The 17,994-nt window shown below is 72.6% G+C and carries 19 protein-coding genes; 9 read left to right on the plus strand and 10 right to left on the minus strand.

Annotated elements, in window-relative coordinates; all coding sequences use genetic code 11:
- Positions 1–14: 14 nt before the first annotated feature.
- The 3 genes from L7N97_RS21860 to L7N97_RS21870 form a co-directional block, all read right to left on the minus strand.
- Positions 15–857 (minus strand): carbohydrate ABC transporter permease, encoded by an 843-nt coding sequence (locus L7N97_RS21860; RefSeq protein WP_237480370.1) that lies wholly within the window; start codon positions 855–857, stop codon positions 15–17.
- A 7-nt stretch (positions 858–864) separates the two neighbouring features.
- Positions 865–1,845: a carbohydrate ABC transporter permease gene (locus L7N97_RS21865; RefSeq protein WP_237480371.1), complete on the minus strand. Its 981-nt coding sequence runs from the start codon at positions 1,843–1,845 to the stop codon at positions 865–867.
- Positions 1,846–2,060: 215 nt separating this feature from the next.
- Positions 2,061–3,323 (minus strand): ABC transporter substrate-binding protein, encoded by a 1,263-nt coding sequence (locus L7N97_RS21870; RefSeq protein ID WP_237480372.1) that lies wholly within the window; start codon positions 3,321–3,323, stop codon positions 2,061–2,063.
- A 251-nt stretch (positions 3,324–3,574) separates the two neighbouring features.
- On the opposite strand from L7N97_RS21870, the gene L7N97_RS21875 reads away from it, so the two are divergent.
- Genes L7N97_RS21875 through nagA form a run of 3 tightly spaced genes read left to right on the plus strand, consistent with a single transcriptional unit; the run spans position 3,575 to position 6,527 of the window.
- Positions 3,575–4,354, plus strand: a complete 780-nt coding sequence (locus L7N97_RS21875; protein ID WP_237480373.1) for a GntR family transcriptional regulator — start codon at positions 3,575–3,577, stop codon at positions 4,352–4,354.
- Positions 4,355–4,359: 5 nt separating this feature from the next.
- The gene (locus L7N97_RS21880; RefSeq protein ID WP_237480374.1) at positions 4,360–5,376 is read left to right on the plus strand and encodes an SIS domain-containing protein; all 1,017 of its coding nucleotides are present in this window, start codon (positions 4,360–4,362) and stop codon (positions 5,374–5,376) included.
- A complete protein-coding gene (gene nagA / locus L7N97_RS21885; protein ID WP_237480375.1) occupies positions 5,376–6,527 on the plus strand; it encodes an N-acetylglucosamine-6-phosphate deacetylase in 1,152 nt (383 codons plus the stop codon). Before L7N97_RS21880 ends, nagA begins: the two co-directional genes overlap by 1 nt.
- 9 nt (positions 6,528–6,536) lie before the next feature.
- On the opposite strand, the gene L7N97_RS21890 is transcribed toward nagA, so the two are convergent.
- The 3 genes from L7N97_RS21890 to L7N97_RS21900 all read right to left on the minus strand — a co-directional run bounded on the left by L7N97_RS21890 (position 6,537) and on the right by L7N97_RS21900 (position 8,459).
- Positions 6,537–6,830: a type II toxin-antitoxin system RelE/ParE family toxin gene (locus tag L7N97_RS21890; RefSeq protein WP_237480376.1), complete on the minus strand. Its 294-nt coding sequence runs from the start codon at positions 6,828–6,830 to the stop codon at positions 6,537–6,539.
- The gene (locus L7N97_RS21895; RefSeq protein ID WP_237480377.1) at positions 6,827–7,129 is read right to left on the minus strand and encodes a hypothetical protein; all 303 of its coding nucleotides are present in this window, start codon (positions 7,127–7,129) and stop codon (positions 6,827–6,829) included. The genes L7N97_RS21890 and L7N97_RS21895 overlap by 4 nt, the downstream gene beginning before the upstream one ends.
- Positions 7,130–7,268: 139 nt before the next feature.
- Positions 7,269–8,459 (minus strand): phosphoglycerate kinase, encoded by a 1,191-nt coding sequence (locus L7N97_RS21900; RefSeq protein WP_237480378.1) that lies wholly within the window; start codon positions 8,457–8,459, stop codon positions 7,269–7,271.
- A 153-nt stretch (positions 8,460–8,612) separates the two neighbouring features.
- On the opposite strand from L7N97_RS21900, the gene L7N97_RS21905 reads away from it, so the two are divergent.
- Positions 8,613–8,813 carry a hypothetical protein gene (locus tag L7N97_RS21905; protein ID WP_237480379.1) on the plus strand — a complete coding sequence of 67 codons (201 nt, stop codon included), beginning with the start codon at positions 8,613–8,615 and terminating at the stop codon, positions 8,811–8,813.
- A gap of 66 nt (positions 8,814–8,879) precedes the next feature.
- Positions 8,880–11,507 carry a response regulator gene (locus L7N97_RS21910; RefSeq protein WP_237480380.1) on the plus strand — a complete coding sequence of 876 codons (2,628 nt, stop codon included), beginning with the start codon at positions 8,880–8,882 and terminating at the stop codon, positions 11,505–11,507.
- 47 nt (positions 11,508–11,554) lie between these two features.
- Here the strand turns inward: L7N97_RS21910 and gap are convergent, their stop codons facing one another.
- Positions 11,555–12,562 (minus strand): type I glyceraldehyde-3-phosphate dehydrogenase, encoded by a 1,008-nt coding sequence (gene gap, locus L7N97_RS21915; protein WP_237480381.1) that lies wholly within the window; start codon positions 12,560–12,562, stop codon positions 11,555–11,557.
- A gap of 171 nt (positions 12,563–12,733) precedes the next feature.
- On the opposite strand from gap, the gene panB reads away from it, so the two are divergent.
- Together panB and panC are read left to right on the plus strand one after the other, a co-directional pair.
- Positions 12,734–13,567 carry a 3-methyl-2-oxobutanoate hydroxymethyltransferase gene (gene panB, locus L7N97_RS21920; RefSeq protein WP_237480382.1) on the plus strand — a complete coding sequence of 278 codons (834 nt, stop codon included), beginning with the start codon at positions 12,734–12,736 and terminating at the stop codon, positions 13,565–13,567.
- A gap of 1 nt (position 13,568) precedes the next feature.
- Complete coding sequence (gene panC, locus L7N97_RS21925; RefSeq protein WP_237480383.1) at positions 13,569–14,399, plus strand: pantoate--beta-alanine ligase; 831 nt, start codon at positions 13,569–13,571, stop codon at positions 14,397–14,399.
- Here panC and L7N97_RS21930 read toward each other — a convergent pair whose 3' ends face one another.
- The 3 genes from L7N97_RS21930 to L7N97_RS21940 form a co-directional block, all read right to left on the minus strand.
- On the minus strand, positions 14,400–15,476 hold the full coding sequence (locus tag L7N97_RS21930) for an acyltransferase family protein (protein WP_237480384.1): 1,077 nt from the start codon (positions 15,474–15,476) through the stop codon (positions 14,400–14,402).
- A 90-nt stretch (positions 15,477–15,566) separates the two neighbouring features.
- The gene (locus tag L7N97_RS21935) at positions 15,567–15,914 is read right to left on the minus strand and encodes a hypothetical protein (RefSeq protein ID WP_237480385.1); all 348 of its coding nucleotides are present in this window, start codon (positions 15,912–15,914) and stop codon (positions 15,567–15,569) included.
- A 25-nt stretch (positions 15,915–15,939) separates the two neighbouring features.
- Positions 15,940–16,290, minus strand: a complete 351-nt coding sequence (locus L7N97_RS21940) for a hypothetical protein (RefSeq protein ID WP_237480386.1) — start codon at positions 16,288–16,290, stop codon at positions 15,940–15,942.
- A gap of 257 nt (positions 16,291–16,547) precedes the next feature.
- Here L7N97_RS21940 and L7N97_RS21945 point away from each other — a divergent pair, with 257 nt between their 5' ends.
- On the plus strand, positions 16,548–17,390 hold the full coding sequence (locus tag L7N97_RS21945) for an SPFH domain-containing protein (protein WP_237480387.1): 843 nt from the start codon (positions 16,548–16,550) through the stop codon (positions 17,388–17,390).
- Positions 17,387–17,932: a hypothetical protein gene (locus L7N97_RS21950; RefSeq protein WP_237480388.1), complete on the plus strand. Its 546-nt coding sequence runs from the start codon at positions 17,387–17,389 to the stop codon at positions 17,930–17,932. The genes L7N97_RS21945 and L7N97_RS21950 overlap by 4 nt, the downstream gene beginning before the upstream one ends.
- Positions 17,933–17,994 lie beyond the last annotated feature (62 nt).

Raw genomic sequence — 17,994 nt, forward strand, 5'->3', positions numbered from 1 at the left:
CCCCGTGGGAGTCCTCACTTCACCGCTCCTGCCGTGATGCCGCGGATGAGCGAGCGCGAGAACAGGAGGTAGAGCACCAGCACGGGCAGGATCGCGAGGGTGAGGGCGGCCAGCACGGCGTTCCAGTTGGTGACGAACTGGCCGATGAAGCTCTGCGCGCCGAGCGTGACCGTGCGGGTCGCCTCGGCGGGCGCCACGATCAGCGGGAACCACAAGTCGTTCCAGATCGGGATCATGGTGAAGACCGCGACGGTGGCCACGGCCGGCCGCACCAGCGGCAGCACGAGGCGGAAGAAGATCGTGTATTCGCTGAGGCCGTCGATGCGCCCGGCGTCCTTGAGGTCATTGGACACGCCGGCCATGAACTCCGACAGGATGAAGACCGCGGCCGGCAGGCCCTGCGCGGTGTAGATCAGGATCAGCGCCCAGAGCGTGCCGACGAGGTGCGTCGCCACCATCTCGTTGAGGATCGCCACCGTGCCGAGCCGGATCGGCACCATGATGCCGAGCGCCAGGAACAGGCCGAGCGCCGCGTTGAGGCGGAAGCGGTATTCCGAGAGCGCGAAGGCCGCCATGGCGCCGAACAGCAGCACGGCCGCGATGGCCGTGACGGTGACGATGAGGCTGTTGGCGAAGTAGCCCTGGAACGCGCCCTGGCCCAGCACCGTGCGGTAGCCGACGAGGTCGAACGAGGAGGGGCCGGGGGGCGCGAGCGGCGCGCCGAAGATCGCCGTGCGGCCCTTGAACGAGTTCATCGTCACCAGCACCACCGGCCCGAGGCACAGGATGGCATAGGCGATCAGCGCCAGGTGGACGAGGCCGCGGGCGAGCGGCGGGCGGCGGGCGGAACGGGTCATCTCCGCCTCAGAACTGGTAGCGGCGCATCCGCCGCTGGATGCCGAACAGGTAGGCGGCGACGCCCGCGAGGATGATGCCGAACATCACGGTCGCGACCGCCGCGCCCATGTTGGGGTCGCCGAGCTGGAGCTGGTTGCCGAAGAAGGTGCGGAACAGGAAGGTGCCGAGGATGTCGGTGGAATAGTTCGGCCCCGCCAGCGCGCCCTCCACCGTGTAGATCAGGTCGAAGGCGTTGAAGTTGGCCACGAAGGTCAGGATCGACACGATGCCGATGGTGGGCCAGATCAGCGGCAGCTTGACCTTGAAGAACTGGCGGAAGCCCGTGATGCCGTCGAGCTCCGCGGCCTCGACCAGCTCGGCCGGGATGCCGAGCAGGGCCGCGTAGATCAGCATCATCGGGATGCCGACGAACTGCCACACGGAGATCAGCGCCAGCGTGACCAGCGCCGAGGATTCCTGCCCGAGCCAGGGGTGGAACAGGCCCTTCAGCCCCACGAGGCCGAGCAGGGTCGGCGCGACGCCCCAGATGGGCGACAGGATCAGCTTCCAGGTGAAGCCCACGATCACGAAGGACAGCATGGTGGGCAGGAAGAAGGCGGTGCGGTAGAGGCCCACGAAGCGCAGCCGCGGCAGCGACAGCAGCGCCGCCAGCGCGAGCCCGATCGGGTTCTGCAGCAGCATGTGGATGGCGAAGAAGATCAGGTTGTTGCCGAGCGCCGACCACAGGTGCCCGGACCAGCGCGGGTCGCCGAACAGCGTGCGGAAGTTGTCGAGGCCGACGAAATGCGAGGCCAGGTCGACGCGGGTGTAGAGGGCGAGCCTCAGCGTGTCGGCGAGCGGGCCGATCATCAGCGCCGTGTAGACGAGGAGCGCCGGCGCCAGGAACACGGCGATGTGCCAGCGCGTGCGACCGCGCGCCGGGGCGGCATCGGCGCCCGCGATGGCGGGCACGGGCGCGTCGAGGGCGAGGTGGTCGACGTCGGTCATGGATATCTCGGCGCGATCAGGACAGCCCCCTTCTCCCCTTGCGGGAGAAGGTGTCGACGCGAAGCGGCGACGGATGAGGGGGCCTGCACCGCGTTCTCCGCTTGGACGGGTGCATCGTCGGGCGTGGCACCATGCCCCCTCATCCGCCCTTGCTTCGCAAGGACACCTTCTCCCGCGGGGGGAGAAGGGAACGGAGGATGCACGGCGTCAGACGCTCACTTCGCCGGGTGGTACCAGCTGTCGAGGCCCTTCTGCAGCTTGGCGGCGGCGGCTTCCGGCGTGTCGGTGCCGTTGATGACGTTGGCCGACTCGACCCAGGTCTCGTTCTCGAGGTTCGGCGTGCCGCGCGACAGGATCTGGTAGGTCGAGCGGATCGTCGACTTGCACGACTTGCGGAAGGCCACGAACTCCTTGGCGAGCGGGTTCTGCACCTCGATCGGCTCGCTCTGCAGCGAGAAGAAGCCCGGCAGCGCGTTGGAATAGAGCTTGCCGAACTCGGGCGACGCCACCCAGGCCAGGAAGGCCTTGGCGGCCTCGGGGTTCTTGGTCTTCGGGTTCATGCCGAAGGCGATGTCCACGTGGTCGCTGAGGTAGCAGGGGTCGCCGGCCTTGGGCACGGGGGCCGGGAAGGCGCCCATGGGGAAGGTGGCCTGCGCTTCGAAGGGCGAGATCTCCCAACTGCCGGCCGGGTAGATGGCGGCGCGGCCGAGCGTGAACATGTTCTGCGAATCGGGGTAGGACTGCGCCTTGTAGCCGTCGCCCATGTAGGGGCCCCACTTGGCGAGCTGCTGGAAGGGCGCCACCCATTCGGGGTCTGTCAGCTTCTCCGTGCCGGCGATCAGCGCCTTGCGCCCTTCCTCGCCGTGCCAGTAGTTCGGCCCGATCACCTGGTAGCCCATGGTGGCGGCCTCCCATTGGTCGGGCGTGCCCATGGCGAGCGGCACGTAGGTGCCGTCCTTCTTGATCTTGTCGAGGTCGGCGAAGAACTCGTCGGCTGTCTGCGGCGGGGCGGAGATGCCGACCTTCTTGAACGCGTCCTTGTTGTAGATGAAGCCGCCGAGCACGGCCGCGACCGGCACGCAATAGGTGGTCTTGCCGTCGTCGGTGGACCAGCCGGCCTTGGCGACGGGTCCGAAGTTGCTCATGCCGGGCACGTCGTTGACGGAGCCGAGCTGGCCCTTCTTGAACAGCTCCAGCGAGGCGTCGAAGGGGCGGCAGGCGATGATGTCGCCCGCGGTGCCGGCGTCGAGCTTGGAGTTGAGCGCGGCGTTGTATTCCTTTGGCGCCGTCGGCTGGAAGTTCAGCTTGATGCCCGGATGGTCCTTCTCGAAGGCCGGGATGATCTTCTCCTGCCAGATCGGCAGGTCGTCGTTGCGCCAGCTCTCGATGGTCAGCGTCGCGTCGGCCGCGAAGGCCGGCAGCGCCGTCGAAAGGAGGAGAGCGCCCGCGAGCGCCAAACGATGCTTCGTCCCACCCATGTCCACGGCCGCCTCTGTTGTCGGACCTATGGAGCCGGAGTTGATACCAATAGCGGACCTGTCGTCAACCGGCTTCTCGCGCGGGGCGCGCCGATATGTCGGGCAAGGATGACGCCGCCTGCCGACGATGCGGGCAGGCCGCCTCCGATGCGGACGGCGGACTCCGGCGCCGGCCGCGCCGGCGGGTCTCGACAGGGCGGGCAGATTGGTATCTCATGGTCTTGTGCGCTGCCGCAGCGGGGAGGGGAGGCGTGGACGACGTCCCGGCCGGTTCGGCCCCCCAGGCGGGCGTGTTCGGCGCTGCGGCGCTGGCGGGCGCCGACGCGGCCCTGCCGCTCTACCGCCGGCTCCACGACCACATCGCGGGCGCCATCGACCGCGGGTTGCTGAAGCCTGCCCAGGCCCTGCCGGGCGAGCGCGACATCGCACGCGACCTCGCCGTGTCCCGCGTCACCGTGCGGAAGGCGCTGGCCGGCCTCGTCGAGGCGGGCCTCCTGGAGCAGCGGCAGGGCTCCGGCACCTACGTGGCGCAGCGGCCGCCGCGCGTCGAGCAGGCGCTGTCGCGCCTCACCTCCTTCACCGACGACATGCGCTCGCGCGGCCTTGCCACCACGTCGCGCTGGCTGCGGCGCGAGCTGTCGCCCCCCACGGCCCGCGAGGCCCTGCACCTCGCCCTGTCGCCGACCGACCGCGTGTGCCACCTGCGGCGCCTGCGCCTCGCCAACGGCACCCCCATGGCGGTCGAGCTCGCGGCCGTGCCCCACGCCATCCTGGCCGACCCCGCGGCCGTCGAGGGCTCCCTCTACGCCGTGCTGGAGGGGCTCGGCCTCAAGCCCGTGCGCGCCCTGCAGCGCCTCGCCGCGGCCAACCTCGACGAGGAGGTCGCGAGCCTCCTCGACGTTCGGCCGGGCAGCGCCGCCCTCTCGATCGAGCGCGTCGCCTTCGCGGCGGGCGGCCGCGCGGTCGAGTTCACCCACAGCTTCTTCCGCGGCGACATCTACGACTTCGTCGCCGAGCTGACCCTCGGATAGGATCCATGCCCGAAACATTCATGGCGGCCGAGATCCGCGACACCCCGGCCGCGGTGGCGCGGCTGCTCGACCGGCAGGGCGCAGCGCTCGCCGGGCTCGGGCGCGACCTCCGCGCCCGCGACCCCGCCGTGGTGGTGACCTCGGCGCGCGGCTCCTCGGACCATGCCGCCGGCCTCTTCAAGTACCTGTGCGAGATCCTGCTCGGCGTGCCGGTGGCCTCCGTCGGCCCGTCGGTGGCGTCGCTCTACGGCGCGCCGCTGAGGCTGCGCGGCGCCGTCGTCGTGTCCGTGTCGCAGTCGGGCCAGAGCCCTGACATCGTCGCGCTGCAGGCGGCCGCGCGCTCCGCCGGGGCCTTCTCGGTCGCGGTGGTCAACGAGGAGGCGTCGCCGCTCGCGGAGGGCGCCGACGCGCTCCTGCCGCTCGGCGCCGGCGTCGAGCGCAGCGTGGCCGCGACCAAGACCTGCCTCGCCTCCGCGGCGGCCCTCGCGGCGCTGGTGGCCGAGTGGCGCGACGACGCGGCCCTCCGCGCCGCCGTGGCGGGCCTGCCCGCCGCGCTCGACGGCGCGCTCGCGCTCGATTGGGACGCGGCGCTGCCGGAGTTCCGCACCGCCACCTCGGCCTACGCGATCGGTCGCGGCCCGGCGCTGCCGGTGGCGGCCGAGGCCGCCCTCAAGATGAAGGAAACCTCCGCGCTCCACGCCGAGGCCTTCTCGGGCGCCGAGGTGATGCACGGGCCGCTCCAGCTCCTGGAGCCGGGATTTCCCGTGATCGCCTTCGCGCAGGGTGACGCGTCGCAGGAGGCGATGCGGGGCAGCGTCGCCCGCCTGCGCGCGGCGGGGGGCCGCGTCTTCACGGTCGCGGCGGAGGGCGGCGACCTGCCCGCGGCGCCGACCGGCCATCCGCTGCTCGACCCGCTGCCGATGCTGCTCGGCTTCTACGGCTTCGCGGAAGCGCTGGCCCGCGCCCGCGGCCACGACCCCGACCGGCCGAGCCACCTCCGCAAGGTCACGGAGACGATCTGATGCCGCCTCACGCCCCCCTGCGAGCCTTGACGGGCGCCCGGATCTTCACCGGCGACCGCTTTCTCGACGATTATGCCGTGCTGCTCGACGGCGGACGGATCGCCGACGTGCTGCCGGCCGCGGCGCTGCCCCCTGGCGTGGGAAGCGAGGACCTCGGCGGCGGGCTGCTCGCGCCGGGCTTCCTCGACGCGCAGGTGAACGGCGGCGGCGGCGTGCTGTTCAACGACGCGCCGACGGCCGACGGCGCCGCCGGGGTCGCGGCGGCGCACCGGCCCACCGGCACCACGGGCTGCCTGCCGACCTTCATCACCGGCCGCCCGGACCGGCAGGCTCTGGCGGTCGCGGCCGTGCGCGAGGCGGTGGCGGCGCGCCGCCCCGGCGTGCTCGGCATCCACCTCGAAGGGCCGCACCTCAGCGTCGCGCGCAAGGGCGCCCACGACCCGGCGCTGATCCGGCCGATGTCGGACGCCGACCTCGACGCTCTGCTGTCGACCGGGCTCGACACGGTGCTGGTGACGGTGGCGGCCGAGACGGTCTCGCCCGCGCAGGTGCGGCGGCTCGCGGATGGCGGCGTGGTGGTCAGCGTCGGCCACAGCGACGCGACGACCGACCAGGTCCGGACCGCGGCCGACGCCGGCGCGCGCTGCGTGACGCATCTCTTCAACGCAATGTCGCCGCTCGCGCACCGCGCGCCGGGCGTCGTCGGCGCGGCGCTCGACGACGGGCGCCTGTGGGGCGGGATCATCGCCGACGGGGTCCACGTCGACGCCGTCGCGCTCCGCGCCGCGCTCCGGGCGAAGCGCGGGCCCGCGCGCCTGTTCCTGGTGTCGGACGCCATGCCGCCGGCCGGCAGCCCCGGCGACACCTTCACGCTGAGCGGCCGCACCGTCACGCGGCACGGCGGCGCGCTGTCCTTCGACGACGGCACCCTGGCCGGCGCCGACCTCACAATGGACGCGGCGCTGCGCTTCGCCGTGCGCGAGCTGGAGCAGCCGCTCGGGGAAGCGTTGCGCATGGCGAGCCTGTATCCGGCCGAGATGCTGGGGCAGGGCGGAGTGCGGGGGCGGATCGCGGCCGGGTACGCCGCTGATCTGGTCCTGCTGACGGAGGCGCTCGACGTGCGGCGGACGTGGATCGAGGGCTCGACATGAGCCGCGCCGTCACGCGTCCGTGAACGGCCGGTCGCGGGCGGGATGATGGATGGACAGGATCGTGACGGTCTGAGCCGCCTCGTCCACGACATGGTAGATCAGATAGCCGAACGGCACCGTCACGGCTTCCCTCACGCCGTCGATGTCCTGCGCTCGTCCGCTGAACGGGTAGCGACGGAGGAGGGCGATGCGTTTCCGGATCGTCGCCGCGACGACGAGGGCAGCGTGCCGGTTCCGCGTCACGAGAAGACCCACGATCTCGGCGAGGTCCTGGCCGGCTCGCTCCGAATAGGCGACCTTCAAAGGCCGGCGCGGCGATAGATGGCGTCGATCGCGTCATCGGAGGCGAGTTCACCGCGCCGCATCTGGTCCAGGCCTTCCAGGACGGCCTGCCGGTGCAGCGGGTCCAGCGGTTCTGGCGGGCCATCATCGTGCCGACGCGCCGCCGGCTCGACCGGTGGCCCCGGAAGAGTGTCGTCGATTTCGGATCGCGTCCGCTGCTGCCGCATGCGCGACAGGTTAGCGCGGATCGATCGTCCAAGGGAGGACGGTCCCCACACCTCGCGACAGCCCGGCTTCGACGGATCGACCCTGCGGCGCAAGCCGGCACCGTGCCGAGCAGCCCGCCCGCCATGGCGAGCAGCGGCGCGACGACGAGGCCGCGCCGGTCCGGGCCGGCTGCGCGCCGTGCCATGAACCACCGCGGACGGCGCCCGGCGAGGCCGGGCCGCCGCCGCGGCGTCAGAGCGCCCGCAGGGCCTCGACGCCCGGCAGGGTCTTGCCCTCCATCCATTCCAGGAAGGCGCCGCCCGCCGTGGACACGTAGGTGAAGCCGTCCGCCGCGCCCGCGGCGTTGAGCGCCGCCACCGTGTCGCCGCCGCCCGCGACCGACACCAGCGCGCCGGCGAGCGTCATCGCCGCGGCCTCCTGCGCCACCGCGACCGTGCCGGCGTCGAAGGGCTGGAGCTCGAAGGCGCCGAAGGGGCCGTTCCACACCAGCGTCTTCGCGCCCTCCAGGACCGCCTTCACGGCCGCCACCGAGGCCGGGCCGATGTCGAGGATCATGTCGCCCTCTCCGACCGCGTCGACGGGTACGGTGCGGGACGGCGCGTGGGCCTTGAACTCAGAGGCCACCACGGCGTCGACCGGCAGGACGATGCGGCAGTCGCCGGCCTTGGCCAGGATGTCGCGCGCCGTGTCGAGCAGGTCGTGCTCGCAGAGCGACTTGCCCACGGCTTTGCCCTGCGCGGCCAGGAACGTGTTGGCCATGCCGCCGCCGATCACCAGCACGTCGACGCGCTTCACCAAGTTGCCGAGCAGCTCCAGCTTGGTCGACACCTTGGCGCCGCCCACCACCGCCACGACGGGGCGCTCGGGCAGCTCCAGCGCGCGGGCCAGCGCGGCGAGTTCCGCCTGCATGGTGCGCCCGGCGTGGGCCGGCAGGCGGCGCGCCAGCCCCTCGGTCGAGGCGTGGGCGCGGTGGGCGGCCGAGAAGGCGTCGTTGACGAAGATGTCGCCGAGCGCGGCCAGCTGCTCGATGAACTCAGCCTCGTTCTTCTCCTCGCCGGCGTGGAAGCGCGTGTTCTCCAGCAGCACCACGTCGCCGTCCTTCATCGCGCCCACCGCGGAATGGGCGATGTCGCCCACGGTGGCGGGCACGAAGGCCACGGGGCGGCCGAGTTCCTCGGCGAGCGCGGCCGCGATCGGCTTCAGCGAGTTCTTCTCGTCCGGCCCGCCCTTCGGCCGGCCGAAATGCGCCAGCAGCACGGCGCGGCCGCCCTTGTCGGCGATCTCGCGGATCGTGGGCAGGATGCGGGCGATGCGGGTGCGGTCGGTGACGCGGCCCCCCTCGGTCGGCACGTTCAGGTCGACGCGGACCAGCACGCGCTTGCCGTGGAGGTCGGCGTCGTCGAGGGTGCGGAACTGGGTCACGGGCGTCTCCGGGTTGGTGTCTTCCTGTTGCGTCCTCCATGGCATGCGGCACAGGGCGCGCTCAAGGGCGGCCGCCCCGGAGTTGTGCGGGGGAGCCCGGGACGGTAGGTCGGACGGGGGCGAGCGAGCGGCCCGGATCTTCGGAGCTGAACCATGTCCGCAGCCAGCGTGACCCGCCCCTTCCTGTCGGGCGGCGGCGCCATGGGCGAGATGATCCGCGCCCACGACTGGGCCGCGACCGCGCTCGGGGCCCCCGAGACCTGGCCCGCGGTGCTGCGCTCGGCGATCCGCATCTGCCTGAGTTCGGCCTTCCCGACCGCGATCTACTGGGGCCCGGACCTCGTGCTGCTGTAGAACGACAGCTGGTCCGAGATCCCCGCCGAGCGCCACCCCTGGTGCCTCGGCCGGCCCTGCCGCGAGGTGTGGTCCGACATCTGGGAGATCATTGCCCCCCAGTTCGCCGCCGTGATGGAGACCGGCGAGGGCTTCTCGGCCTTCGACCAGCCCCTGCCCATGGTGCGCGACGGCGTCGCCATGGACACCTACTGGGATTACAGCTTCACGCCGCTGGTGGACGGGGACGGCCACGTGCGCGGCGTGCTGAACCAGGGCCGCGAGCGCACCGCGCAGGTGTTGGGCGACCGCCGCCAGCAGTTCCGCCTCGACCTCGAGGACGCGCTGCGCGGCCTCGCCGAGCCCAGAGCGATCGTGGCGGAGGCGACCCGCGCGCTCGGCCGCCACCTCGGCGCCGACCGCGTCGGCTTCGGCGAAATGCAGGACGACGACAGGACCGTGCTGCTCGTCACCGATCACGCGGCCGGCCTGCCGCCGCTCGACGGCCTCTTCGACCTCGACGGCTTCGGCGCGGAAGCCGTCGCCCGCCAGCGCGCGGGGCAGACCATGTCCAGCCCCGACGTCGCGCACGAGGGCCTCTACCAGGCGGAGGCCTGGCGGGCGGTCGGCACGCGCGCCTTCGTGTCCGTGCCGCTCGTCCGAGCCGGGCGGCTCCGGGCGCTGCTCTACGTCAACCAGGCCGAGCCCCGCCGTTGGACGGCCGAGGAGGTGACGCTGGTCGAGGGCGTCGCGGCGCGGGTGTGGGACGCGGTCGAGCGCGCCCGGGCCGAGCGGGCGCTGCGCGACAGCGAGGCCCACCTCACCGGCATCTTCCAGCAGACCGGCGCCGGCTTCGCCGAAGTGGACGCGGACGGGCGCTTCCTGTCGGTCAACGGCCGGTTCTGCGCCATGGCGGGGCGCAAGGCCGAGGAGTTGCTGCGGCTCCGTATGCGGGACATCACCTTCCCCGACGACAGGGGCGTGAGCGAGGCGGCCCTGCGCAGCGCGGCCTCGGCGGGCGAGCCCGCCACGGTGGAGAAGCGCCTGCTGCGGCCGGACGGGACGACCCTGTGGGTCGCCAACACCAAGAGCGCCATCGCGCCCGTGGCGGGGCGGCGCAACGTGCTGGTCGTGGCCATCGACATCGCGGAGCGCAAGGCGGCCGAGCAGGCGCTGGCGGACGCCAAGATCGCCGCCGAGGAGGCCAACCTCGCCAAATCCACCTTCATCGCCAACATGAGCCACGAGCTGCGCACGCCGCTGTCCGCCATCATCGGCTATTCGGAGATGATGCTGGAGGAGGTGGAGGACGGGGCCGACGGCGCCGAGCTCGCCGCCGACATGCGCAAGATCGAGTCGAACGCCCGCCACCTCCTCGGCCTCATCAACGACGTGCTCGACCTCAGCAAGGTCGAGAGCGGCAAGATGGAGGTCTATGCCGAGCGGTTCGACGTCGCTCCCATGGTCGAGGAGGTCGGCTCGGCCGTGCAGAGCCTGATCGGCAAGAAGCACAACACCCTGAGGCTGGAGCTCGGCCCCGACCTCGGCGCGGTCGAGACCGACCTCACCAAGGTCCGGCAGATGCTGCTGAACCTGCTCTCCAACGCCGCCAAGTTCACCGAGGACGGCACCATCACCCTGTCGGCCTCGCGCGAGGGCGGGGCGGGGCCTGACGGCCGGCTCGTCTTCGCGGTGGCCGACACCGGGCTCGGCATGAGTGAGGAGCAGCTCGCCAAGCTGTTCCAGCGCTTCACCCAGGCTGATTCCTCGACGACGCGCCGCTTCGGCGGCACGGGGCTCGGCCTGTCGCTCACGAAGGCCTTCTCGGACATGCTCGGCGGCACCGTCGCGGTGGCGAGCCGGCCCGGCCGCGGCACGACCTTCACGCTGACCCTGCCGGCCACCTACGCCGCGCCCGCGCCGACTCAGGCGGACGCCGACGAGCCCGCGGAGGAGGGCGAGGGCCGCGACCTCGTCCTCGTGATCGACGACGACGCCGACCAGCGCGCCCTGATGACCCGCTTCCTGCACCGCGAAGGCTTCCGCGCGCGGGCTGCGTCCAACGGCGAGACGGGCCTGGAGCTGGCCCGGAGCCTGCGCCCGCGCGCCATCCTGCTCGACGTGATGATGCCGGGGCTCGACGGCTGGTCGGTGCTGTCCGCCCTCAAGGCCGACCCGGATCTGGCCGACGTGCCCGTGGTCATGGTGACCTTCGTCGACCAGCGCGGGGTGGCCCAGGCGCTCGGCGCCGCCGACTACGTGCTGAAGCCCGTGCGCTGGGAGCGGTTCAAGGCCGTGATGGACCGCTTCCGCGCGCGCGACGGCGGCGTGCTGGTGGTGGACGACGACGCCGACACCCGCGCCCGCATCCGCACCCTCTTGGAGCGCGACGGCTGGGCGGTGACGGAGGCCGGCAACGGCCGCGACGCGCTCGACCTGTACCCGCTGGCCAAGCCGGCCGTGGTGCTGCTCGACCTCACCATGCCGGTGATGGACGGCTTCGCCTGCCTCGCGGCCCTGCGCGCCCGGCCTGACGGCGCCGACGTGCCGGTGGTGGTGCTGACCGCGCTCGACCTGTCGCGCGAGGACCGGCGGCGCCTCGCGGGCGCGAGCCAGATCCTCAACAAGGGCGACACGAGCCTGAGGGCGCTGGTGGAGCGGCTGCAGCGGCTGGTGGGGGGCGAGGCGGCGCTGGGAACCCCGCCTCACGCGTGACGGGCGGCGACGCTGCGAAGAGCGTCGCGCTCATCTTAGGCCGAAGCTCAGATGAGCTTCGCCATCGCGACGGCCGTGTCGGCCATGCGGTTCGAGAAGCCCCACTCGTTGTCGTACCAGGTCATCACGCGCAGGAAGTCGCCGTCGATCACCTTGGTCTGGTCGGTGTGGAAGATCGACGAATGGGCGTCGTGGTTGAAGTCGGACGACACGTTGGGCAGGTCGGTGAAGCCGAGCACGCCCTTCAGCTCCGCGCCGGCCGCGCGGCGGATCGCGTCGTTGACCTCCTGCGCCGTGGTGGCGCGCTTGGTCTTCACCTTGAGGTCGACCAGCGACACGTTGGGGGTCGGCACGCGGATGGCGGAGCCGTCGAGCTTGCCCTTCAGCTCCGGCAGCACGAGGCCGATGGCCTTGGCGGCGCCGGTCGAGGTCGGGATCAGGGACAGGGCGGCGCCGCGGGCCCGGTACAGGTCCTTGTGCATCGTGTCGAGCGTCGGCTGGTCGCCCGTATAGGAGTGCACGGTGGTCATGAAGCCGTGCTCGATGCCGATCGCGTCGTTGAGCACCTTGGCGACGGGCGCGAGGCAGTTGGTGGTGCAGGACCCGTTCGACACCACGAGGTGCTCGCCCGTCAGCTTGTCGTGGTTGACGCCGTAGACCACGGTCATGTCGGCGCCGTCCGAGGGGGCGGACACCAGCACGCGCTTGGCACCGGCCTGGAGGTGGAGGGCGGCCTTCTCCTTCGACGTGAAGATGCCCGTGCATTCCATGGCGATGTCGACGCCGAGATCCTTGTGCGGGAGCTGCGCCGGATCCTTGATGGCCGTGACCTTGATGGGTCCGCGGCCGACGTCGATCGTGTCGCCCTCGACGCGGACCTCGTGCGGGAAGCGGCCGTGGACGGAGTCGAAGCGGAGCAGGTGGGCGTTGGTTTCGACCGGGCCGAGGTCGTTGATGGACACGACCTCGATGTCGTCGCGGCCCGACTCCACGATGGCGCGCAGGATGTTGCGCCCGATGCGACCGAACCCGTTGATGGCGACCTTGACGGCCATGGCGGCGAGTCTCCCCTGTGGTGTTTCGGCCTCACGATTAGCGCGCCGGCCCGCGAAAGGCGAGATGGGCCCGGCCCGGCGCGTGGCGCTTTCGTCGGACTTCCGCGGGCGCGAGGCAGCCCGTAAAAGGCCCGGCGTCGCCCCCCGAGGCGACGGTCCGGGAGAGAGTCGATGCGCGTCACCCTGCGCGACATCCAGCGCATGAAGGAGGCCGGCGAGCGCATCGCCATGGTGACGGCCTACGACCACCCCTCGGCGGCCCTCGCCGAGCGGGCCGGCGTGCCGATGATCCTGGTCGGGGACTCGCTCGGCATGGTGGTTCACGGCCACGGCTCGACCCTGCCCGTCACGCTCGACGACATGGCGCGCCACACGGCCGCGGTGGTGCGCGGCAACGCGCGCGCCCTGATCGTCGCGGACCTGCCCTTCCTCACCTACGGCACAGAGCCCGAGGCGCTGGCCGGCGCCCGCCGCCTGATGGGCGAGGCCGGCGCCGGCGCGGTCAAGCTCGAAGGCGGCGCCGCGGTCGTTTCCACGGTGGCGCGGCTCGCCGCGCTCGGCGTGCCGGTGATGGGCCACCTCGGCTTCACCCCGCAGGCGCAGCACCAGATCGGCCTGCGCGTGCAGGGCAGGGACGCGGGCGCGGCCCGCCGGCTCCTCGACGACGCGCTGGCCCTGGAGCGCGCCGGCGCCTTCGCGCTTGTGCTGGAGCTGGTGCCGGCCGAACTCGCCGCTGCCGTGACGGCGCGGCTGGCCATCCCGACGATCGGCATCGGCGCCGGGGCGGGCTGCTCCGGCCAGGTCCAGGTGTGGCACGACATCCTGGGTCTCGGCACGGGCCGCGTGCCGCGCCACGCCAAGCCCTACGCGGAGATCGGCTCGGCCATCGAGGCCGCGTTGAAGGGCTACGTCGCCGAGGTCGCGTCCGGCGCCTTCCCGACGGCGGCGCAGAGCGCCACCATGGACGAGGCGGTGCTGGCGCGGGCGCTCGGCGGGGCGGAGTGACATGCAGGTCCTGACCACCATCGCGGCCGTGCGCGCGGCCCGGGCCGCCTTTCCGGCCCTCGGCCTCGTGCCCACCATGGGCTTCCTCCACGCCGGCCACATGAGCCTCGTCGCGCGGGCGCGGGTGGAATGCGGCGCCGCCGCCGTTTCGATCTTCGTCAACCCGACGCAGTTCGCCGCCGACGAGGACCTGTCGCGTTACCCGCGCGACATGCCGCGCGACCTCGCGATGCTGGAGGCGGCGGGCGTCGACCTCGTCTTCGCGCCCGACCCCGCCGAGGTCTACCCGCCCGGCTACGCGAGCCGGATCGAGGTCGGCCCGGTGGCGGAGCCGCTGGAGGGCGCGCGGCGGCCGGGGCACTTCGCCGGCGTCGCCACCGTGGTGGCCAAGCTCTTCAACATCGTGCAGCCGACGCGGGCCTACTTCGGCCAGAAGGACGCCCAGCAGGTCGCCGTGATCCGCCGCATGGCGCGCGACCTCGACATGCCGCTCGACGTGGTGGTCGGCGCGACCGTGCGGGAGCCGGACGGGCTCGCCATGTCGTCGCGCAACGTCTACCTGTCGCCCGCCGAGCGGGCCGCGGCGCCGGTCCTGTATCGCGCGCTCGACGGCGCGCGTGCCCTGTTTGCGCGCGGCGAGCGCGACGCCGAGGCCCTGCGCCGCCACATGCGCGCCGCGATCGCGACCGAGCCCGCGGTCGAGGTCGACTACGTCAGCGTGGCCGACGGCGCGAGCCTGCGCGAGGTCGAGCGCGCCGGCGCGGGCTGCCTCGTGTCGCTGGCCGCGCGGCTCGGCCGCACGCGGCTCATCGACAACGTCGTGCTCGGCTGATCAAGGCTCCGCCACGGCGAGGCTCGGCGGCCGGCGCGGGGCCACGCGGCGCTGCAGCCAGCGCGTGACCGGCACCTCGAAGATCCGGTGCACGACGAAGCCCGCCGCGACGGCCAGCGTCACCAGCAGCAGCATGACGGGCCCGGCGGGGAGGCGCGACGTGTCCGCGACGCGGCCCAGCGCCGCCTCGACCGCGATGTAGAGGCCGTAGTGGACGAGGTAGAGCGCGTAGGACGCGTCGCCGAGCCGCTCCAACCCGCGCCGCAGCGGGCCGGCACGGCCGTCAGGCGAGCACAGCGCCGCGGCCCCGACGACCGCGGCGGCGGGCAGGCCCCAGACGACCCCGCGCCACGTGCCCCACCAGACGTCGGAATACGGCGTCGCGGCCAGCACGGCGGCGATCCCGGCCAGCGCCAGCGCCAGCGCGGCGGCGCGCGGCAGCCGCCGGCCCGACAGGACGAGCTCGCCGACGAGGAGCCCCGCCACGAACTCCAGGATCTGCGTCGCGCCGAGGTAGGCCAGCCAACCCGGCAGCGTGACGAGGAGGTTCAGGGCGACGAGCGCCCCGAGGCCGCCCGCGAGCGCGGCGACCCCGGCGCGCCGGGGCAGGGCGAGGACCAGCGCGAAGCAGAGATAGAAGGCCATCTCGTAGTCGAGCGTCCAGCCCAGCGAATAGACCGGCCAGGCGTCGTCGTTGGCCGGTGCGACGTAGGGCACGAAGAACAGCGACAGGGCGACGAATTGCCCGAAGGCGCGGCGGCCGAGCGTCCCGCGGGCGTCCGTGGGGTCGAGCAGCACGAAGAGCGCCGTCACGGCCCAGTAGAGCGGCACGATGCGGGCGAGGCGCTTGCCCATGAAGGGCAGGGCGGAGCGCGCGGCGCCGAACAGCGGCGCCGAGGCGTGGACCATCACCAGCCCGGACACGACGAAGAAGAGGTCCACGCCGAAGGCGCCGCCGAGCAGGTCCGGCAGCCGCGTCCGGATCCCGAGCCCGTCCAACTCGCCGCGGGCGTGGAAGACGACCACGAGCAGCGCCGCCACGCCGCGCAGAACCTGGATGTTGGACAGCTTGCGCATGCACGGACCCGCCGCCCGGCTCGGGGCGCGGGCGGGAATGTCCTGCACGGCGGCGGGGCGGGACGCAAATCCCGACCCGTCGCCGCGGCGTCAGGCCGACTGGCGCGCTTCCATCCGGCGCTCGGCGTCCCGGGCCGCGATCCACACCTCGGCGAAGTCGGGGGCCACGCGGTAGCGCTCGCCGTCGCTCTCGTACCAGCCGCCCTGGTCGAGGCGCGGGGCGGCCTCGTCGCCCAGCAACGCCAGCGTGACGTGGCCGAGCGCCCGGTCCACCATGTCGTGCGAGCCCGCGCGGCGGGCGATGTCGGCCGCCGATCCGCGGCCCGCCGCGACGTCGTCGACGATCTCCATGTAGCGCACGGCCGGGGCCGTCCACCGGTCCTTCCGTAGGCGCATCAGCGCCGTGTCGACGCGATCCTTCCAGACTGCGTTGGTCATGCAGGCCTCCCTGGGAGAACCCAGACTAGGCTCGAAGCGACGCTTCGTGCAACGGGGGCGACGGGACGCCAACGAAAACGTGAATGCGACATGAACGACACGCCGTCGGTGTCGGCGCCGGAACGGCCAGCCGCGCCATGACGATGCCGGCCCCGTGGCTGCGCCGCCCCCTGAAGCGCGACCACCCGGCGATGCCGGGGACGGCGCCGTCCCGTTCGTCGACGATCCGGGACTCGTCCGGTGCGAGGCCGTCGAGGAAGCGTCGCGTTGCCTCCGGGCTCCGGCGCGGCAGGCGCAGCGTCCCTCGGCGGAAGCCGGGCGGGGCGCCGATCGCCGCCACCGCCTCGACGTCGGCGACGCGGGCGCGGCGGACCACGCGAGCGTCGAGGCGGCAAGCGGGATCGGGTGCGGTGTCCGGCTTGTCGGCCTTCGACCACGCCGAAGCCGCGGAGCGGGCGCGAATGCGAGATCCCTTCGAGGGCCGAAGCGTCTTCGCCGTTCCCGGACGGATGCTCTGCAACCCGCGGGCGCCCCGCTCGATTGGACAGGGCCGGCCAAGCGTGGCCTGGACGGCTCGAGGCAGCGATGGGCTTCTTGCACACCGTTCTGTTCTGGATCGGGAGGATCATCCGCATGGCGATCACGCGTCAGGTCATCACCTCGCTCGGGCGCGACGGCGACGACCTCCTCGGCAGCAAGAACATCGCGGTCAAGATCGCCGACGACAGCATCGTCTCGGGCTCGCTGCTCACGGTCGAGAGCAACCATTTCTGCGTGCTGAAGTCGCGCGGCGCGGTGCTCAAGGTCTACGAGACCGGGCAATACGCGCTGATCACGCCCGACAAGCCGCTGCTCGGCTCTGTGGTGCAGGGTTTCTTCGGCGGGGCGTCGCCCTGGGTCTACGAGGTGATCTACATCAACCGCTCGAAGCTGCTGATCCGCTCCCAGGGCATCGCGACCAGCGCCGAGATGGCCGAGATGTCCTACCAGGTGGACTATTACGTCCACGTCGACACGCAGCAGGCCGCGCTCGACCTCATCACCCACCTGCCGTTCAACGGCAACACCATCGACACGCGCGAGATCGCCGACTACGCCGGCCCTGCCATTGAGCAGGCCATCAACCAGGTCGTCCAGGTGACCCGGATGGAGGAGATCAACGAGCACATCTTCGACATCCGCGAGAACGTGAAGGCGCATCTCACCGAGTTCCTCGCCGTCTACGGCATCCTGCTGAACGACCTAAAGATCCTGATCCTGCCGAAGGACGAGCGGATGCGCGAGCTGATCTCGCTCCAGGCCATCGGCCTGTCGCCGATCGAGGCCGTGCGCTACTATCTGGCGCTGCGCATGGCCGAGAAGGGGCTCGTGTCGGCGCCGAACGCCGCGGCCGGCGTGCCGTTCAACGTCGGGGGCCAGCCCACCGGCATCTATTCGCTCGCCGGACAGGCGGGCCTGCCGGGACCGTCCTCGTGACGGCACCCGCGCGATACGAGCCCGGCCGGCTCGAACAGGTCGCGCTCGACCTGTTCCACGGCTGGGGCTACGCCTTCTATCGGGACGCCAACCGGCTGCGCGCCGACGACCTGCTGGTGCGCGCCAAGGCGGGCGACCTGCTCGGGCAGGCGCGGGCCGCCGTGGAGGCCGCCGAAGCCGAATACCGGCGCGTCCACCTGCCCCCGCCGAGCCGCGCCCGTCCGCGGCCCGACCCGGAGGCGGTCGCGGCCGCGAAGGTTTTGGAGCGGCTCGGGCGCGACATCGGCGCCCTGGTGGGCCGCATCGCCGCCCTGCCGGCGCCCGAGGGCGACCGCATGAGCCTGTGGCTGCGCGACGAGGCCGCAACACTGGCGGTGCTGCGCGACCACGACCTCCGCCTCGTCGGGCGCGCCGAAGCCCTGCGCGCCCTCGTGGCCGGGCGGGACGGGGCCGCCCTCCTGGCCGAGGCGCCGCTCGCCGAGGACCTCCTGGCCGGCCTCGCCGAGACGCTCCGGGCCCGCGCGGACGCGCTGGCGGGCTGAATGCCCCCGGACCGCGGCCGAGGCCCCGGTCCCCCCGCATTGCCGCTCGCCCGAGATCGTGC

This window comes from Lichenibacterium dinghuense, assembly GCF_021730615.1.
Classification (GTDB): Bacteria; Pseudomonadota; Alphaproteobacteria; order Rhizobiales; family Beijerinckiaceae; genus Lichenihabitans; species Lichenihabitans dinghuensis.